We start from the raw sequence: 16,133 nt of genomic DNA on the forward strand, positions 1-16,133 counted from the left end.
GGGTAGGGGTGATCGCCAGATCACGTCTTGTTCTGGTTGTTCCACGAATTGTTGTCATCTCACGCCGAAAGCTCGGCTGGGTGGTCAGGGAGCTACCGGTTACGGTGGTGAATGGCCGTGATCAAACAGTTTCTGCCACTGTGGTTGCCACGTCCACCCCTCGGGAAGGTGGAGCACCAGTCGGCGGGACCTGCGGGCGACCCGGGCTGGAACGGCCATCAGTGTCCGCCGGATCGTCGCGGTGGTGGCCTTGGCCATCCCGCCTGCAGCGATAACCCCGGTGGCACGGGTGAGATTAAACGCCATGACCGCGCATACGAGCCAGGCACTGTTGGCGGTGAACGTCCCCGACGGCAGATGCGCCAACGCGCTTGCCTTCAAGTCTGCGTTGACCTGTTCAATGATCGCGTGCTGACGGTGGGTTTTATCCGCAGCAACAGTATCCAGCACGCCTGGGTCGGCGGTGGTGAAGACCGCATGGAAGCGGTGAAGATCAAACAAGCCCGGCTGATACACATCCTTCTTATTCAGCTCAGGAATCCGGCGTACCACCAAGCGTCCGGGAACATGGTCGGCCTTCTTCCGGGAGGTAAACGCGGTGAAAGGCACTTCGGCGACCTGGGCTAAGGAGATCCACGATTGTGATGCCTCATCGAAGATCGCATCGGTGTACTGAATCGTCTGCCACGCATCTTCCGGGATCGCGACGATCGCTTTCTTGACGTTCGGGGTCATCCGCACCGTGACGGACACATCCGCACCGGACCTTAGGGCCACACTGACACTGGGATGACCATAATACGCCGAATCTGCCCGGACGAGGATTTTCTTATCCTCCATCCCGGGCAGGCGCCTGGTGGTGGTCATCGCATCGGCGATCAGGCGGTGGGCCCCTCGTGGGGAACCACACGATCCTTTCCGCAATCGTTGGCCCACAATGATGGGGGCGGACTGTGCGGTGGTGACCGTGGCCAGCAAGGCGTTGAGTCCACGGATACCGGAGTAACCAAAGCCGGCACCTTGTTTGGTGTGGCCGTGGACTTCAATGATGGTGTCATCAACATCAACGAACACATACCCGTTACCGCCACTGCCTGCCGGTGGTGGTGGCACCAGGTGTGGTGCCTGCCTGGCCAGGTTGACCAAGAATCGGGAGGCCACAGCATCGAGTTGGCGTACGTGGCCGAAAGTGAAGGCCCGCAGAAAAGACCCCAATGTGGATGGGGCGTAGATCCGGTCGAAAAGTCGGCGCATACCTCCGTGGCGGAGTACATCCATGTCATCGATGGAATCAGCACCGGCGACCATGCCCGCGACTAGGGAGGCGATCTTCGCACCAGCATTGGCACCTTTATCACCGGTGATGCTCAACCGGTCCTGGGCCAAGGTGGACAGGCTGGCAGCATCGGCTAAGTGCATGGTTGGAACCAGTCCAGCAAGCGAGATGAGGTTGGGGTCATCAAAGGATGCGGACATCGCTGTGGGGTTGTGTAATAATTGCACCTGTGAGGTGCCTTTCTGGCAGGTGAATCAGGACTCTAAGCAAGCTTGATTCTTCCAGTTCAGGAGGGCATTTCCTATTTTCCCACGCCGTTACACCTGAATCACATCGGTGGATCCAGGGTAAATCTACCTCGATAAAATTAAATTGGCAGCGCCGGGCATGTCGGGTACAGTTGAGGCAACGCTGTCGGTTGATACCGTAGACCCAAACCTTGTCAAAGTGAGCGGCTGAGACACAACTCCGATTTATAAGGAGGTGTGTCTGTCGTGTCTAAGACAGCACCCATTTCCCGCCATGCGCGGATGATCACAATTCAGCAAGCTGCCGCCGAGTGGCAATTAGGTGAAAGAACATTGCGCCGGCACATTGCAGAGGGCAGGCTGACTGCATACCGTGCCGGACGTGTAATCCGGTTAAAACCCGAGGATGTAGACGCTCTTTTCACCCCTACCAACAAATGGGATGGGGGAGTAGCGTAATGCCTGCGAATTACACCGCCGTGGATGCATTAACCCACGCACGGGAATCATTGAAAAACACCCTGGATTGGGTACGTGAAGACCTGGCAGCTCACTACGGCCTGGAGTGGATCGATGGGGAGGAAAACCTACCCGGGCCCCTGAACGAGGTCATGGCAGCCCTGTACAGCATCACCGATGATGTGACAGATATGGCTGTGGACACCGGGGTCTATCACCGCAATAGTGATGGTGCCCTCATGCGCCCTGTCTACTACTCCAACCACCGTCCCGTGTACTCCCAGCGACTTACCGGGCCCGTGGGAGAGCAGATTGAATGCATCTACCTAGAGCACCCCAACGGCCAACCACACCCCGTGGTGGAGGCAGAGACCCGGCGCGCCGGGCTGCATGTTGAAGGCCGTGGCAGCAATGAATAAAGCCCCTACGGTGCAGGCAGGGGCAGTATCCGGAGTGGTCGATCATCTCCAGTGTAGCAAGCTTGCGGGTCGGAGTATCCCACTGGCGATTGATGGAACACCCGAGACCACGCCCCTCGAACTGTGGTTACCCACCGCTGCACAGCGGTATGCCCGACTCGGATTCAAGATAGGCCCGTTGAACGGAAAAGTGCCCATGACCCCCAACGGGTTCAAGGACTTCACCACCAACCTGGAGCAAATCACCACCTGGTGGGAGAAACACCCCGGCGCGAATATTGGTGCCACCCCACCACCCGGCATGGTGGTGCTCGATATTGATCCCCGTAACGGCGGGTGGGACACCTGGCAACGCCTTAATGCAGACCACCACGTACCGGATACGTTGATGATGCTCACCGGTTCTCATGGTCTGCACTACTGGTTCACGCTCCCTTATGCCGGTGATTTACGCGGTGTAGCTGGGGAGGGCGTGGATGTAAAGACTCACACCGGGTATCTGGTGATGCCCCCGAGTGTGCACCCCATCACCGGGTGGCATTATCTCATAGCGCATTGGTGTACCCCGGTGGAACTCCCCACCTGGTTACGTGCCCACGTTTACAAGCCTGTTCCTAAGCCGGCACTACCGCGCCGGGTAGTTCCTGGGGATAGTCCCGGCGCGGGGCTGGTGGCCACGGTGGAACAGGCAGGGGAGGGGCAGCGTAACAATGTGCTGCATTGGGCAGTGTGCCGGGCCCTGGAGGATGGGTTAGACCTCACAGCAGAGCTCACCACCGCTGCACAGTCCATCGGGCTAACTGACATGGAGATACAGCGCACGTTGACCAGTGCCGCCAACACCGTGGGGAGGGCAGCCTAGTGGCATTCATGCCGGAAAAGATTGACCTGAAACCAGCACCACCGGTGGCAGAGCGTATGGCCAACGGGGAAATTCAAGTACCCCCAGACCTCACACCACCCGCCGATACCATTGATGAAGAGGGAAACCTCGTGCCCCATGAGTGGGAAACCACCATGGATAACAGGGCACTACTGGCCATCTTCGCCAACCCTGCACTACGAGGCCTTGCCTACAATCAACTCGCAGAACGCCTAGATATCAAGCCCGGCGCGACACTGCCCTGGGCAGGTGGAAAAACGGTTAATTCTGCCACACGGGCAACGCTACGAATTTATCTGGGGTCTACTGCAGGAATCAGCAGTGCACGAATGGTTGATGAAGCATTGGCAGCGCTCCCCACATTCCGTTCCTTTCACCCTGTGCGCGACTACCTGGATAACCTACCCGCGTGGGATGGAGTGCAACGTCTGGACACCATGTTGGTGGACTACCTGGGGGCAGAAGATACCGCCTATACCCGTGCAGTGACCCGTAAGACGTTCATAGCAGCCATTAGGCGCGCTTACACCCCTGGTTGCAAGCATGACACCATGTTGGTGCTGTCCGGTCCCCAAGGACTAGGCAAATCAGAGTTAGTGCGCCGGGTGGCTAACGGCTGGTTCACCGACCAGTTGGGTATCTCCGATATGGATGATCCGAAAAAGGCGGCGGAAATAACCCTGGGTTCTTGGTTTGTGGAAGTGCCGGAACTGGTAGGGATGAACAAGACGGAAACCAATGCAGTGAAAGGATTCATCACCACGCAGGTTGATCGCTACCGGGCAGCGTATGCCGTGGATGCTACCGATCACCCGCGTGGCTATGTGCTCGTTGGCACCACCAACGATGATGAATATTTACGGGATGTGACGGGTAACCGTCGTTTCTGGCCGGTGAAATGCTCCCCCACGCGTCAACACAGCCCGTTCAGTCTCACCACGGAACACGTTGCCCTGGTGTGGGCAGAGGCCCTGCATTATCACCATGCGGGGGAGCCAACCTATCTCACTGATGAGTTGGTGGAGGTTGCCGAGCAGCGGCAGGGAGAGGCGCGACAGGTTGATGACTGGGAGGGCACCATAGGCCAATGGCTGGATAGGCCTGTATCCGAGGGGTGGGATGATATGCAGGAAAGTGAGCGTGACAGTTTCCGACAGCCCCCCGGTGCGACGGGCCGGCGACACAGGGTATGCGCCATGGAAGTGTGGCTAGAGTGCCTAGGCGGAAGTAAGGACAGCTACAGTCAGTACCGTCAGGGTAAGAGGATTACCAGCGCGTTGCAGGCCCTGGGGTGGGTTAAGCCCGATGGGGCTACCCGTGGCGCATACGGGGTTCAAAAGTATTGGCACCGCCCGAGCATGACCAAGTGACAGGGGCTGTAACCACTGGGAGCAGTCGGTTACACACCGGTTACACCCATCGGTTACAGCCCATAACCCCAGCTCAATACCTATATTTACCTTCATTGTAACCAATGTAACTAGTAAATCTTCAAAAGGTAATTAGATAGCTTATATAGAAAAACTGGTTTCAACGGTTACAAAAACACTGACAAATTCCCATTGACCTGCATAAACGAGGTGTAACCGACTAGGTGCACGTGCACGGTTACACAGCTATCGCCGGCCCTTCACCACCCGGCACGCCCTGGTGCTCGTGCACCTAGTCGCGCCGGGTGACCGATCACACCAACGATTGGGAGGCACCACCGCTGTGGACTTCACCACGCCCAGCCCCCGGGTACTGCAACACCCCCAAGGAATGATTAACTGCGTTCCTAGTGGGGGATCGACAACGGCACTACCCCAACCATGAAGGCAAGCTGATGCCGTACCCCACCCGCGTGGAGGAACCTCATATATGGCTGGCGACGTTCTACCGCATTGGTTACCGCAATGCCGCTGGCGCCGGCTTGACCGCCCCGACCAGATCATTTTTGTATCGTGGTGCCAGCATCCGTTTCCACCATGAAAATATATGTGGGAGCGGTATTGTTAACAGACCCGCCTCGCGCACGTAGAGGGTACTTAACGCACATCCGCGTGCCAACATAGAGATCATCAGATTGACTTTGAAAGACCGTCAACAACACCCACAGGATAACCTTAACTAGGTAATAATTGTTCGACAATGCATGCTGACTGGGGCCACGCCCTATGTGGGGTACGCATTTGTGAGACCATGAGTTAAGAAAACTATCGCTAGTGCCCGAGGATTACATCACCATGCAGACCCCGCTTGATCGTGCCGATATTAAACGTTACCTAGATGATTTCAGTTATGCATGGAGGACCCGGATCAACGGGTGGCGAGAAAGCGGACAAAAACACACAGAGAAGTCTTTTGCCCAGCAATATTGGTCAGATTTGTTGAAGTGTTTTGGTGTGATCCCGGAACGCATCGATTTGTTTGAACGTGACGCAGACCGAGCTAGCACAGGGAACACCGGTTACATGGATCTGTTTTGGTCTGGTGTGGTCTTGGGTGAAGCTAAAAGCCTCGGCGCTGACCTGAAAAAGGCTCACGACCAAGCCCTCGATTACCTATCCGGTGGTTCTATTGGACAACATGAGTTCCCTAAGTTCGTGCTCGTCTCTGACTTTGAAACCCTACGGTTAACCCAGCTGGGGGACGAAGCATGGACCCTAGAGTTCACGGTAGATGATCTAACAGATTACGTGGATCAACTGATGTTTTTAGCGGGCCATGAGACCGTTACCAAACAGGAAGAACGGGAAGCGTCTATCCATGCGTCCCGGCTTATGGCAAACCTATTTAATGCCATGCTGGGGGAGAATATAGATGAAGGGGTGGGGGAGGAAGCCCCGACCGACCCAGAGGAAGAAGATGAACGGGTACAGCGCACGTCTATGTGGATGACACGTTTGCTGTTTGTCATGTTCGGTGATGATGCAGGTCTCTGGGAAGAGGATCTATTTTACCGGTTCGTCCTATACGACACCACACCCGCTAACCTGGGTTCCCAGCTTAACGCGTTATTCCAAGTGCTGAACACCCCAGAAAACCAGCGTCGCCGCGTCCCAGCGTCTATGGAGAAGTTTCCTTACGTTAACGGCTCTGTATTCAGTGACCCGCTCCCCTTAGAGTTCTTTGATGAAGGCATGCGTGATGCCCTTCTCGCTGCGTGTCGTTTCCACTGGACACGTATTAGCCCCGCCGTCTTTGGTGCCATGTTCCAACTGGTGAAGTCCAAAGAAGCCCGGCGCGCTGATGGGGAACACTACACCTCTGAGACCAACATCTTAAAAGTCATTGAACCCCTGTTCTTAGATGAACTGCGTAAAGAAGCCAACCGGCTTATCGGCAATAAATCCACCCAGTCCAAGAGCTACGAAAATTCCGGGACAACCTGGCAGACATGGCTTTCTGCGACCCGGCCTGTGGCTGTGGAAACTTCCTCGTCGTGGCGTACCGGGAACTACGCACCATTGAAACTGATGTGATCGTGGCCCTACGTGAAAAAGAAGGACTCACCACAGCGTCCCTAGACGTGTCATTGGACCAGAAGTTACGCATTAGCCAGTTCCACGGATTTGAACTCAACTGGTGGCCTGCAAAGATCGCAGAGACCGCCATGTTCCTCGTGGACCACCAAGCCAACCGAGAACTAGCGCGACGGGTAGGTGATGCTCCCAACCGCCTACCAATTAAGGTCACCGCCAACATTGTCCACGGTAACGCTCTCCAACTGGATTGGCAGGAAGAAATACCGCCAGTGAAGGGGCAGACCTACATCTTTGGTAACCCGCCGTTTATCGGCCAATACACCAAGACAGAGGAACAAACCGCTGATATGCGGGCTGTGTGGGGGAAGGACTATGACGGGTATTTGGATTACGTCACCGGGTGGCATGCCAAGACTATGCAGTTACTTGCATCCCGGCGCGGTGAGTTTGCCTATGTGACCACTAACTCTATTACTCAAGGTCAGCCTGTTCCTGGTCTATTTGGTCCTCTTATCCGGGAGGGGTGGCGGATTAAGTTTGCCCACCGGACTTTCGCATGGGATTCAGAAGCACCGGGCAAAGCAGCTGTACACTGTGTCATCGTTGGTTTCACCCGCGACAGGGGAGTGAAGCAACGCCTATGGGATTACGAACATGTCAATGGTCCTGCTCATGAGATAACAGTGCGTACAGGAGTGAACGCCTATCTCGTAGATGGCGCAAATCTACTCGTAACGAAACGATCTAAACCGCTGTCCCCGGTTCTCTTACCCGTTATCTATGGGTCAAAACCTACAGATGGGGGTTTCTTAGTTCCTAAGGCAGGGACACCACTCCCAGAGTCAGACCCGACCGCAATGAAATATGTGCGTAGATTCGTTGGAGCAAAAGAACTTCTACAAGACACGTCACGGTGGTGTCTATGGATGAAGGTGGAAAACTTTGATCCTGCCGATGTTTCTAAGTCGCAATTCCTGAAAGAAAGAATTGAAAGCGTAAAAACCTTACGGGCGGAAAGCGGCAAAAAAGCTACCCGTGAAGCTGCGCATACACCCCATTTGTTTACAGAATTACGGCAGCCTGAGGTGGCTTATCTCTGCATTCCCAGCCATGTAAGCGAAACGCGCAGATATTGGACAGCACAGCGTTTTGGTGAGGATGTCATTTGTGGTAATGCGAACTTCCTAACGCCGGATCCTGATGGCTTTCAGTTCTCTTTAATTTCTTCCTCCATGTTCCTTGCATGGCAAAGGGCTATCGGCGGGCGTATTAAGTCAGATCTGCGATTTGCCAATACACTGACCTGGAATACTTTCCCAGTGCCAGAAGTAAATGATAAAACGCGTGCCGGGATCATTAAAGCCGGACGGGGAGTACTTGAAGTACGTGCGCATCATCCAGAGCGTTCTCTAGCAGATCAGTACAACCCTCTTGCTATGGACCCTGAATTGGTGAAGGCACACGATAAGCTGGACCGGGCTGTAGATGTTGCCTTTGGTGCGCCCCGTAAATTGACCACCGAAGAACAACGGTTAGAAATTCTGTTTGCTTGTTATTCTGCCCTGATTTAGAAACCCCCATATGCATCGTTTTCACCCACCCTATGTACGTGCCACCCTGTCCAAAGACCTCGGCATAAAATAATGATGTGAGCCAGTGCGATTGGGGTGCAGCAGCTATTTTTCGTGGTTGGATGAAAGCTATTAAAAGGAGCTACGGGAAAGTTACGGGAATGGCTCACCTTCCATCATAAAAAACCATGCCCTGAACAGGCATTATGGCGTGATCGGGGTGAGTCCCCGGCAGCTCCACCAAAACGAAGTTTCCCCACACCAAATGGCGTGGGGAAACTTCGTTTTTCTTTACTAGCAGCCGTATTTTTAAGGAATGGCCAGTTAAAATTTTAGTTTAATCTAATCCACTCGGGGGGAACTATTTAAATATGTGGAAAAGTTGTGAGTTTTATGTAAACATCCTTGGTATGAGAATTTTACGCAAATTTACAGCAGCCGTAATTGCTGCAACTATAACTTTTTCAGGAATTACTGTTGCTAACGCTCAGTCTTTCTCTAGTGGTAGTAGTGGCTCATCTTTTCTTGTTGATGATTCCCGTTACAGTGCTGAAGGGTTTTTGGCTGATTATAAGCAGCTTTATCTTGCTAAGGGATATACCTTCATTGATGCTCCTGAATTGATCGCAGAGTATTCAAGCAAAGCTCTGAATGAAAGGTATGTTTCTTACCTTCCTAACGGTAACGGTATCTTTGATGATTCTTTCGGACATATTTTTGAGGGGTACTCGCCGAAAGTTCAACGAATTAAGCATCATGGGCACAACATTCAGTTTGACCGTGAAAGTACAGTCCTTTCTCCTGCTGGCGAAGGGGAACGTGTAGCGATCGATATCATCAGTGACGATGTTTACTATTATATTGTGAGCATTGTGTTTAATGAGCGTTACCAGGGGTAAGGCTGGTTCATGGAGCCCTCAACTTATATGGTTGGGGGTTTTCTTTCGGGAATTGCCCCCGGGGTCTTTAAGCCAATAGCCCTGGGAATTTTCCAATAATTGGTAAAAAATAATAATGGGTGTACAGTGATCATCGAAGCAAACAGCGCAAGCATGTGGTTTCAAATATGTAGCAATACATAGCGTCGCGGGGTGGAGCAGCTCGGTAGCTCGCTGGGCTCATAACCCAGAGGTCGTAGGTTCGAATCCTGCCCCCGCTACTAAGTTCCAAGGATCCCCCTCAACTTCGGTTGAGGGGGATCCTTGCGTTTCTACATTTGGTTAGGCTGAGGCTACTCGTCGGCAGTGCTGACTTAAAGAAAATGCGTGTGAATAAACCACCAATCCACCACTATGGGCCCTTGTTTAGGGTTTATAAAAGCCTCGGAGCCGAGTTGCGATTATTTCTACATCTGGGTGGTTCTCGGCAATATCTATCACAAGATCAAACCAGTCATCATCGGTGATCAGACGATCGTCTATCCGTAGGCTCGTAGCAGCAATGAGCACAGCAGCACTCGGAGCCGTTTATTTCCGTCCAGAAGTGGATGGTTGGCTTCGATGCTGTCTAGCAGTGCTCCAGTTTTATTCCATACATCTGGGTAGAGATCATTGCCTCCGAATGTGGCCCAAGGGCGCTCCAGGGCGGAAGATAGTAGACCCCAATCACGGGAATGAAATCCATGTTCTTCCAGCCATGGACGTAGAACTTCAAGTTGGAAGAGTACTCGTGGGTTACTCATGCGTCTTTGAGTCGATCCATCAGTGAGCTTCTACTAGAGAAAATTTCATCCAAGGCGTGAGTTGCAGATTCTCGTGTCTGGGTGCGTTCCCATTGTTGCTGGATAAGTGCGGTAATTACTTGCTACTTTGACCGTCCTTCGAAAGATGCGAGGTCGGAAAGCTGTTGAGACTCTTCTGGTGTTAATCGGAGGTTGATAGCCATACTTAGTAGTACCGTTTTAGTACCACTAGTGTATAGGGAGATCGGATCTCTCCGTATGGGAGTCAAATCGTCATGACTATTTGACGCATGATCGGTGAAAGAAACAGTGCTCAAGAAGGTACAGAATTTCGCAGGTATAGACCCATAGCCCAGAGGCTGTAGGTCTTGGCTTAAGTGGGGACTCCCCGCGGGTGGAGGGGAGCGTCGAAAAGCAAAAAACCGGCACAACCGCAAAGGTTGCACCGGCGTGGATCGCTGGAATTCCTAGAACATGAAGCGGAATGACCACACTGCAGCGACTGCGAAAAGCAGTAGCCAGACAATTGCGATTGCCCACTTGTATTTATAAAGCGCGTTGACGAAAGCGCTATTGGAGCCGCTGAAAGTTTTCACGTTCCATGCGGTGACCACTGTAAATAGGATGATGCTTACTGTCCAAACGCCCATGCAATAAGGGCAGAGTGAGCGAATTATTGACATGGACTGGTAAGCCAGCCAGTGGCAGAACATCATCGCAAAAGTGAGCCCGATCTGTGTGCAGAACCAGAACCAGCCCCGGAAACGGCCACCGGCTAGAATTCCCGCGCCGATAATGGCAACTGCAGGAAAGCCGGCAATGCCGATGAGTGGATTCGGGATTCCGAAGGCGTTTGCTTGCCCAGATCGCATCACATTGCCACAGGCGAGAACCTCATTGAAATCGCAACTGGTGATGTGATCCGGGTTCTCTAGGATAAGCAGCTTTTCGGCCATGATGATGACCGACAAAATGAGACCGATGATTCCACCGATAAGTAACAACCAACCAAGCCACGTGGGAGCCTTGGGCGGAGCGATTTGGGTTTCGGTTGACACGAGGAGACCTCCGGAAAGAAAGCAATTGTTATTTGAGATCTAATCCTAATTCTATTCCTGGAAAATCTTGTGCTGTGAGCTGAAGTTCACAGGCTACCTATGTAGCTGGAGGGAGAATGTACAGGAATCTCGAAGAAATATGGTAACGGGCTTCACAATTGTAGGCCAGGGGTGATTGGGGGCTATTTTTGGAGGTGAATTTCCCTGGGATTGTTGCGATTCAAGTCACAAAGGTTTGGCTTAGTTAACTCGCTGTGTTAACTTTCTTCTTTAGGTAACCTAACCTCACTAAAACGGTGAAAGCACACTGGTGTGCACCTGAGGTTTTGGTGGAATATTGTATGAACTTTCAAAGGATGACATAGTGAAAACCCGATTCAAGCTAGTTTCAATCGCAACTGTTGCTGCCCTGGCACTGGTTGGCTGCTCTTCCACCGACAGCACTTCAACTGATGCTTCCGCTACTGACACTGCGGCTTCCGAAAGCGTCCTTACTGTTGAAGACAACCACGGCGCCGAAGAGATTTCACTGCCAATCGGAAGTGTTGCAGCAACTGATAACCGTGCATTCGAACTACTTGATCGTTGGGGAGTGGACCTTGTTGCCGCCCCTATCCAGCTCGTTCCATTCACCGTCGAGGGTTACAAGAACAATGAGGACATTGCGGACCTGGGCACTCACCGCGAGCCAAACCTCGAGGCATTAGCTGCGGCTCAGCCATCTTTGATCATTAACGGTCAGCGTTTTGCCCAGTATTACGATGATATTGCAGCTCTGAACCCTGATGCGACCGTGGTTGAGCTGGATCCTCGCGATGGCGAGCCTTTGGACCAGGAGCTCATTCGCCAGGCAGAAGTCCTTGGTGAGATCTTCGGTGAAGAAGAAGACGCAGCTCAGATCGTTGCAGATTTCAACTCTGCACTTGAGCGCGCAAAGACCGCATATGAAGCCATTTCCGATAAGAGCGTCATGGCAGTCAACGTCTCCGGCGGAAATATCGGCTACATTGCACCTTCTGTTGGGCGTACCTTCGGACCTATCTTTGACCTTGTTGGACTGAAGCCAGCGCTTGAGGTTTCAAATACATCTAGCGATCATGAGGGCGACGACATCAACGTCGAAGCAATCGCAGCTGCAAATCCAGATCTCGTGTTGGTTCTTGACCGCGATGGCGGCACCACCGCTCGTTCTGAAGCTGATTACCTTCCAGCGGAGCAGATCATTTCTGACAATGAGGCACTAGCTAATGTTGCTGCTATTACTGCCGGTTCTGTTTACTACGCACCTGCAGATACCTACACCAACGAAAACATCATCACCTACACCGAGATCCTCAACGGCATGGCAGATATGTTCGAGAAAGCCGCTAAATAGGGGATAGAATCCGAAATAAACTAACCCTTCAAAATTTCTTAGGTAAGGCTTTAGTATGAAAGGCTGTCTTGTAAGAACAGGGCAGCCTTTTCTCTTGTCTAAAACAAATAGGCAATTTAAGTAATAGGAATAGATCTAGTGGCCAGGTTTTTAGGTTATGAGACCTTGGCTTTAAAAAATTGTAGGAACCAGGTTTCGCGCATGTCACTCACTCGGTTGAATCAGGAAGGGGAGCAGCTCTGATGTCTTCGATGTCTACACCAACGTCGGCTCCTATTTCTGAACCACGTCTTAAACGCACCAGAGCAAAGCTTTTTGACTGGAAGCTTCTCATTGGCTTCCTTGTTGTGGCTGGACTCGTTGTGCTCTCGCTATTTACTGGTCAATATGACATTTTTGGTGGCGACGATGGTCAGCTGATGTTTGAGGCTGTTCGTATTCCACGAACAGTCTCGCTTGTCCTGTCCGGAGCTGCGATGGCGATGTGTGGTTTGGTCATGCAGCTGTTGACTCAAAATAAATTTGTGGAACCGAGCACTACTGGAACAACTGAGTGGGCCGGCCTAGGTCTGCTCTTTGTCCTTTACTTCATTCCAGCAGCAACTGTTTTGGATCGAATGATTGGTGCCGTGGTGTTTTCCTTCATCGGAACCATGGTGTTTTTCCTTTTCTTAAAGCGGGTCACACTGCGATCATCTTTGATCGTTCCGATCATCGGCATCATGCTGGGCGCAGTGGTTTCCTCTATCTCGAGCTTTTTTGCACTGCAATTCGATATGCTGCAGCAATTAGGCGTGTGGTTCGCAGGATCATTTAATACTGTTTTCCGAGGACAGTATGAAGTGCTGTGGATCGTGGTCATCGTCGTGATCGCAGTGTTCTTCTTCGCAGACCGGCTGACCGTAGCCGGGTTGGGCGAAGAAATTGCCACAAACGTTGGCCTTAACTACAACCGCATGGTCCTCATCGGAACTGGCCTCATCGCCATCGCAACTGGTGTGGTGACTGTCGTTGTTGGCAGCTTGCCGTTCCTTGGCCTTATCGTGCCAAACATCGTATCGATGTTCCGCGGCGATGATTTGCGCTCCAACCTTCCGTGGGTATGCCTCACTGGCATTGCCATTGTCACCATCTGTGATCTCATTAGCCGCACGATTATCGCTCCTTTTGAAATCCCAGTGTCTGTGATCCTGGGAATTGTTGGTGCAGTGGTATTTGTGATCATGATTGTGAGGCAACGTGGCCGTGGATAAAGATATTGAAAACCGTACTTCCGACCTATCCCGCTGGGAAACCATGCAAGAATCAGCATCAGTTGAAGGGCATGTTGATGTTGAACTAGCCCAAGCACCAAACACGCGACGTACGTCCGGTGCTTTCCAGACCGCACGTGCAAAACGCCGCTACTGGATCATCATGGCGGCCCTGATCGTTACCGCACTTGCCTTCACTTGGGGGCTCATCTGGTACAAAAACCCGATGCCCATTGGGCATCCATCATTCGCGCTTATCGCTGAGCGTCGCATGGAATCGGTTTTTGTCATGCTCATCGTTGCTGTTTGCCAAGGCTTTGCGACGGTAGCTTTCCAAACCGTCACCAATAACCGCATTATCACCCCATCAATCATGGGCTTTGAATCTTTGTACACATTGATTCATACCTCGACAATGTTCTTCTTTGGAGCCACTGCTTTATTAGCAACGAGAAACCTAGAGATGTTTGTCGGACAGCTCGTAGTGATGATCCTTTTAACGCTGGTCCTTTATACCTGGCTGCTTTCAGGAAAACGTGGCGATATGCACGCCATGCTGCTTGTCGGCATCATCATTGGTGGCGGACTCGGATCGATTTCTACATTTATGCAGCGCATCCTGACTCCATCGGATTTCGATATTCTTTCCGCGCGCCTATTTGGCTCAGTTAATAACGCAGAGACCGAATACTTCCCAGTTGCAGTTCCATTGGTAGTCGTTGCATCTGTTCTGTTGCTTTTAAGCTCCCGCAAGCTCAACGTCGTGAGCTTAGGTAAAGACGCAGCAACAAATTTGGGTATTAATCACCGACGCGCATCGATCTACACACTTATTTTGGTGTCTACTTTGATGGCAGTGTCTACAGCTCTGGTTGGCCCAATGACCTTCCTCGGATTCCTCGTGGCAACCTTGGCCTACCAGTTTGCTGATACCTATGATCACCGATACATCTTCCCGATGTCTGCACTCATCGGATTCGTTGTACTTTCTGGTGCCTACTTCGTCATGAACCATGTGTTCCGTGCACAAGGTGTTGTGTCCATCATTATTGAGATGGTCGGTGGCACCGTCTTCCTCATTGTCATCCTCAGAAAGGGCAGACTGTGATTACGTTAACCAACGTCCGCAAGGAATACTCCAGCGACGTAGCAATTGGCCCCGTCAACCTAGAAATCCCAGCCGGTGGAATCACTGCTTTGGTTGGCCCAAACGGAGCAGGCAAGTCAACTTTGTTGACCATGGTTGGCCGACTCTTGGGGATTGATGAAGGAAACATCACTGTTGCTTCCTATGATGTCACTTCTACTGCATCCAAAGATCTAGCAAAGATCATTTCGATCCTGCGCCAGGAGAACCACTTCGTCACGAAGCTCACTGTTCGACAGCTCGTTGGTTTTGGACGTTTTCCATACAGCAAGGGCCGATTGACTGAAGAAGATGAAGTAATCATCTCTCGTTATATCGACTTCCTGAATCTCACGGAACTCGAAGATCGCTATCTCGATCAGCTATCCGGCGGCCAGCGCCAGCGCGCTTATGTTGCGATGGTGCTGTGCCAAGAGACGGACTACGTGCTTCTCGACGAACCCCTTAACAATCTTGATATCGCGCACTCGGTAGAGATGATGAAACATCTTGAAAATGCTGCGGCCCAATTCGGACGCACCATCATTGTGGTTCTTCACGACATCAACTTCGCTGCTCGTTACGCCGACTACATCGTGGCGGTAAAGCACGGAAAGATTGAAAAAGAGGGAACACCCGAAGAAATCATGAAAGATGACATTCTCTCTGAAATCTTCAATACACCGATCGAGGTTATAGAAGGTCCATACGGAAAGATTGCTTGTTATCACTAGTAAATAAAGAAAAGCCGACAGTAACTGTCGGCTTTTCTTTATTTACTCATCAGTGAAAGCGCTGCGAAACTCTTAAAAGTGTGCAGACCTGGGGATTTGTAGAAAATCTAGGAGTGAAGTACATTTAAACGCACACCAGCAACGTGGCCAAGAGGTTACAAGCTGGTGAAGACATACAGAACGGTTCGAAAAGAGTTTTTGACTTTCTTAAAACCGCTGTGTAATGTTGATCAAGCTGCCAGGGGAGCAAGAACAAACATTGTATCTTGTTTTTCGGTGTGCGTATGTTGTTTGAGAACTCAATAGTGTGCCATTTATTTTATTTGTCACTACAACCAGGAACAGTGTTTTTGGTTGTGGGTCATGCCGGGTGGTGGATTGCCAATTGTATCCATCACTGTAAATAAAGCATAGTCATCATTTCGGTGGTGGGTGTGTAAATTTTGTTGGCATGATTATTTTTTGTGGGTCTTCTTGTTCCCCGTCAAGGGAAGAGGCCCATATATCTTCCATGCCCACGTTGTGGGTGTGGGTAATCATTAATTTTTTGATGAAATGTCAGCTACAACTAGTCGCACTGTGT

14 protein-coding genes and 1 tRNA gene are annotated in these 16,133 nt (G+C 51.6%); 12 read left to right on the top strand and 3 right to left on the bottom strand.

Annotated elements, in window-relative coordinates; all coding sequences use genetic code 11:
* Positions 1 to 99: 99 nt before the first annotated feature.
* On the bottom strand, positions 100 to 1,503 hold the full coding sequence (locus tag ccrud_RS03925) for an IS1380-like element IS1677 family transposase (RefSeq protein WP_010991835.1): 1,404 nt from the start codon (positions 1,501 to 1,503) through the stop codon (positions 100 to 102).
* 267 nt (positions 1,504 to 1,770) lie between these two features.
* Between ccrud_RS03925 and ccrud_RS03930 the strand changes: the two genes are divergently transcribed.
* The 8 genes from ccrud_RS03930 to ccrud_RS03960 all read left to right on the top strand — a co-directional run bounded on the left by ccrud_RS03930 (position 1,771) and on the right by ccrud_RS03960 (position 9,482).
* Entirely contained in the window at positions 1,771 to 1,983 is a 213-nt protein-coding gene (locus ccrud_RS03930) for a helix-turn-helix domain-containing protein (protein ID WP_066564953.1), read from the top strand.
* Positions 1,983 to 2,402, top strand: a complete 420-nt coding sequence (locus tag ccrud_RS03935) for a hypothetical protein (RefSeq protein WP_066564954.1) — start codon at positions 1,983 to 1,985, stop codon at positions 2,400 to 2,402. Before ccrud_RS03930 ends, ccrud_RS03935 begins: the two co-directional genes overlap by 1 nt.
* Positions 2,395 to 3,264, top strand: coding sequence for a bifunctional DNA primase/polymerase (locus ccrud_RS03940; RefSeq protein ID WP_066564955.1), 870 nt, complete (start codon positions 2,395 to 2,397; stop codon positions 3,262 to 3,264). The genes ccrud_RS03935 and ccrud_RS03940 overlap by 8 nt, the downstream gene beginning before the upstream one ends.
* An 8-nt stretch (positions 3,265 to 3,272) precedes the next feature.
* Positions 3,273 to 4,655 carry a virulence-associated E family protein gene (locus ccrud_RS03945; RefSeq protein WP_245670403.1) on the top strand — a complete coding sequence of 461 codons (1,383 nt, stop codon included), beginning with the start codon at positions 3,273 to 3,275 and terminating at the stop codon, positions 4,653 to 4,655.
* An 834-nt stretch (positions 4,656 to 5,489) separates the two neighbouring features.
* Complete coding sequence (locus tag ccrud_RS15845) at positions 5,490 to 6,749, top strand: type IIL restriction-modification enzyme MmeI (protein ID WP_342669913.1); 1,260 nt, start codon at positions 5,490 to 5,492, stop codon at positions 6,747 to 6,749.
* Positions 6,665 to 8,323 (top strand): DNA methyltransferase, encoded by a 1,659-nt coding sequence (locus tag ccrud_RS03950; RefSeq protein WP_342669914.1) that lies wholly within the window; start codon positions 6,665 to 6,667, stop codon positions 8,321 to 8,323. Before ccrud_RS15845 ends, ccrud_RS03950 begins: the two co-directional genes overlap by 85 nt.
* A gap of 410 nt (positions 8,324 to 8,733) precedes the next feature.
* The gene (locus ccrud_RS03955) at positions 8,734 to 9,222 is read left to right on the top strand and encodes a hypothetical protein (protein WP_066564957.1); all 489 of its coding nucleotides are present in this window, start codon (positions 8,734 to 8,736) and stop codon (positions 9,220 to 9,222) included.
* Between the two features lie 186 nt (positions 9,223 to 9,408).
* A tRNA-Met gene (locus tag ccrud_RS03960) sits at positions 9,409 to 9,482 on the top strand.
* Positions 9,483 to 9,740: 258 nt separating this feature from the next.
* Here the strand turns inward: ccrud_RS03960 and ccrud_RS03965 are convergent.
* A complete protein-coding gene (locus ccrud_RS03965) occupies positions 9,741 to 10,004 on the bottom strand; it encodes a Fic family protein (protein ID WP_066564958.1) in 264 nt (87 codons plus the stop codon).
* A 467-nt stretch (positions 10,005 to 10,471) separates the two neighbouring features.
* On the bottom strand, positions 10,472 to 11,062 hold the full coding sequence (locus ccrud_RS03970; RefSeq protein ID WP_066564959.1) for a vitamin K epoxide reductase family protein: 591 nt from the start codon (positions 11,060 to 11,062) through the stop codon (positions 10,472 to 10,474).
* Positions 11,063 to 11,423: 361 nt separating this feature from the next.
* Between ccrud_RS03970 and ccrud_RS03975 the strand changes: the two genes are divergently transcribed.
* From ccrud_RS03975 to ccrud_RS03990, 4 genes are all read left to right on the top strand, one after another.
* On the top strand, positions 11,424 to 12,437 hold the full coding sequence (locus ccrud_RS03975) for a siderophore ABC transporter substrate-binding protein (protein WP_066569491.1): 1,014 nt from the start codon (positions 11,424 to 11,426) through the stop codon (positions 12,435 to 12,437).
* Positions 12,438 to 12,688: 251 nt separating this feature from the next.
* On the top strand, positions 12,689 to 13,690 hold the full coding sequence (locus tag ccrud_RS03980) for an ABC transporter permease (protein ID WP_066569498.1): 1,002 nt from the start codon (positions 12,689 to 12,691) through the stop codon (positions 13,688 to 13,690).
* Positions 13,683 to 14,798, top strand: a complete 1,116-nt coding sequence (locus ccrud_RS03985) for an iron chelate uptake ABC transporter family permease subunit (RefSeq protein WP_066564960.1) — start codon at positions 13,683 to 13,685, stop codon at positions 14,796 to 14,798. Before ccrud_RS03980 ends, ccrud_RS03985 begins: the two co-directional genes overlap by 8 nt.
* Entirely contained in the window at positions 14,795 to 15,550 is a 756-nt protein-coding gene (locus tag ccrud_RS03990) for an iron ABC transporter ATP-binding protein (protein ID WP_066564961.1), read from the top strand. Before ccrud_RS03985 ends, ccrud_RS03990 begins: the two co-directional genes overlap by 4 nt.
* The last annotated feature ends 583 nt before the right edge of the window (positions 15,551 to 16,133 follow it).

The sequence above is a fragment of the Corynebacterium crudilactis genome, assembly GCF_001643015.1.
Taxonomy (GTDB): Bacteria; Actinomycetota; Actinomycetes; order Mycobacteriales; family Mycobacteriaceae; genus Corynebacterium; species Corynebacterium crudilactis.

Excerpts from the sequence above, each read along its gene's own strand:
- ccrud_RS03935 (WP_066564954.1), top strand. The coding sequence starts at position 1,983 with ATGCCTGCGAATTACACCGCCGTGGATGCATTAACCCACGCACGGGAA.
- ccrud_RS03940 (WP_066564955.1), top strand. The coding sequence starts at position 2,395 with ATGAATAAAGCCCCTACGGTGCAGGCAGGGGCAGTATCCGGAGTGGTC.
- ccrud_RS03945 (WP_245670403.1), top strand. The coding sequence starts at position 3,273 with ATGCCGGAAAAGATTGACCTGAAACCAGCACCACCGGTGGCAGAGCGT.
- ccrud_RS03950 (WP_342669914.1), top strand. The coding sequence starts at position 6,665 with ATGGCTTTCTGCGACCCGGCCTGTGGCTGTGGAAACTTCCTCGTCGTG.
- ccrud_RS03955 (WP_066564957.1), top strand. The coding sequence starts at position 8,734 with ATGAGAATTTTACGCAAATTTACAGCAGCCGTAATTGCTGCAACTATA.
- ccrud_RS03965 (WP_066564958.1), bottom strand. The coding sequence starts at position 10,004 with ATGAGTAACCCACGAGTACTCTTCCAACTTGAAGTTCTACGTCCATGG.
- ccrud_RS03980 (WP_066569498.1), top strand. The coding sequence starts at position 12,689 with ATGTCTACACCAACGTCGGCTCCTATTTCTGAACCACGTCTTAAACGC.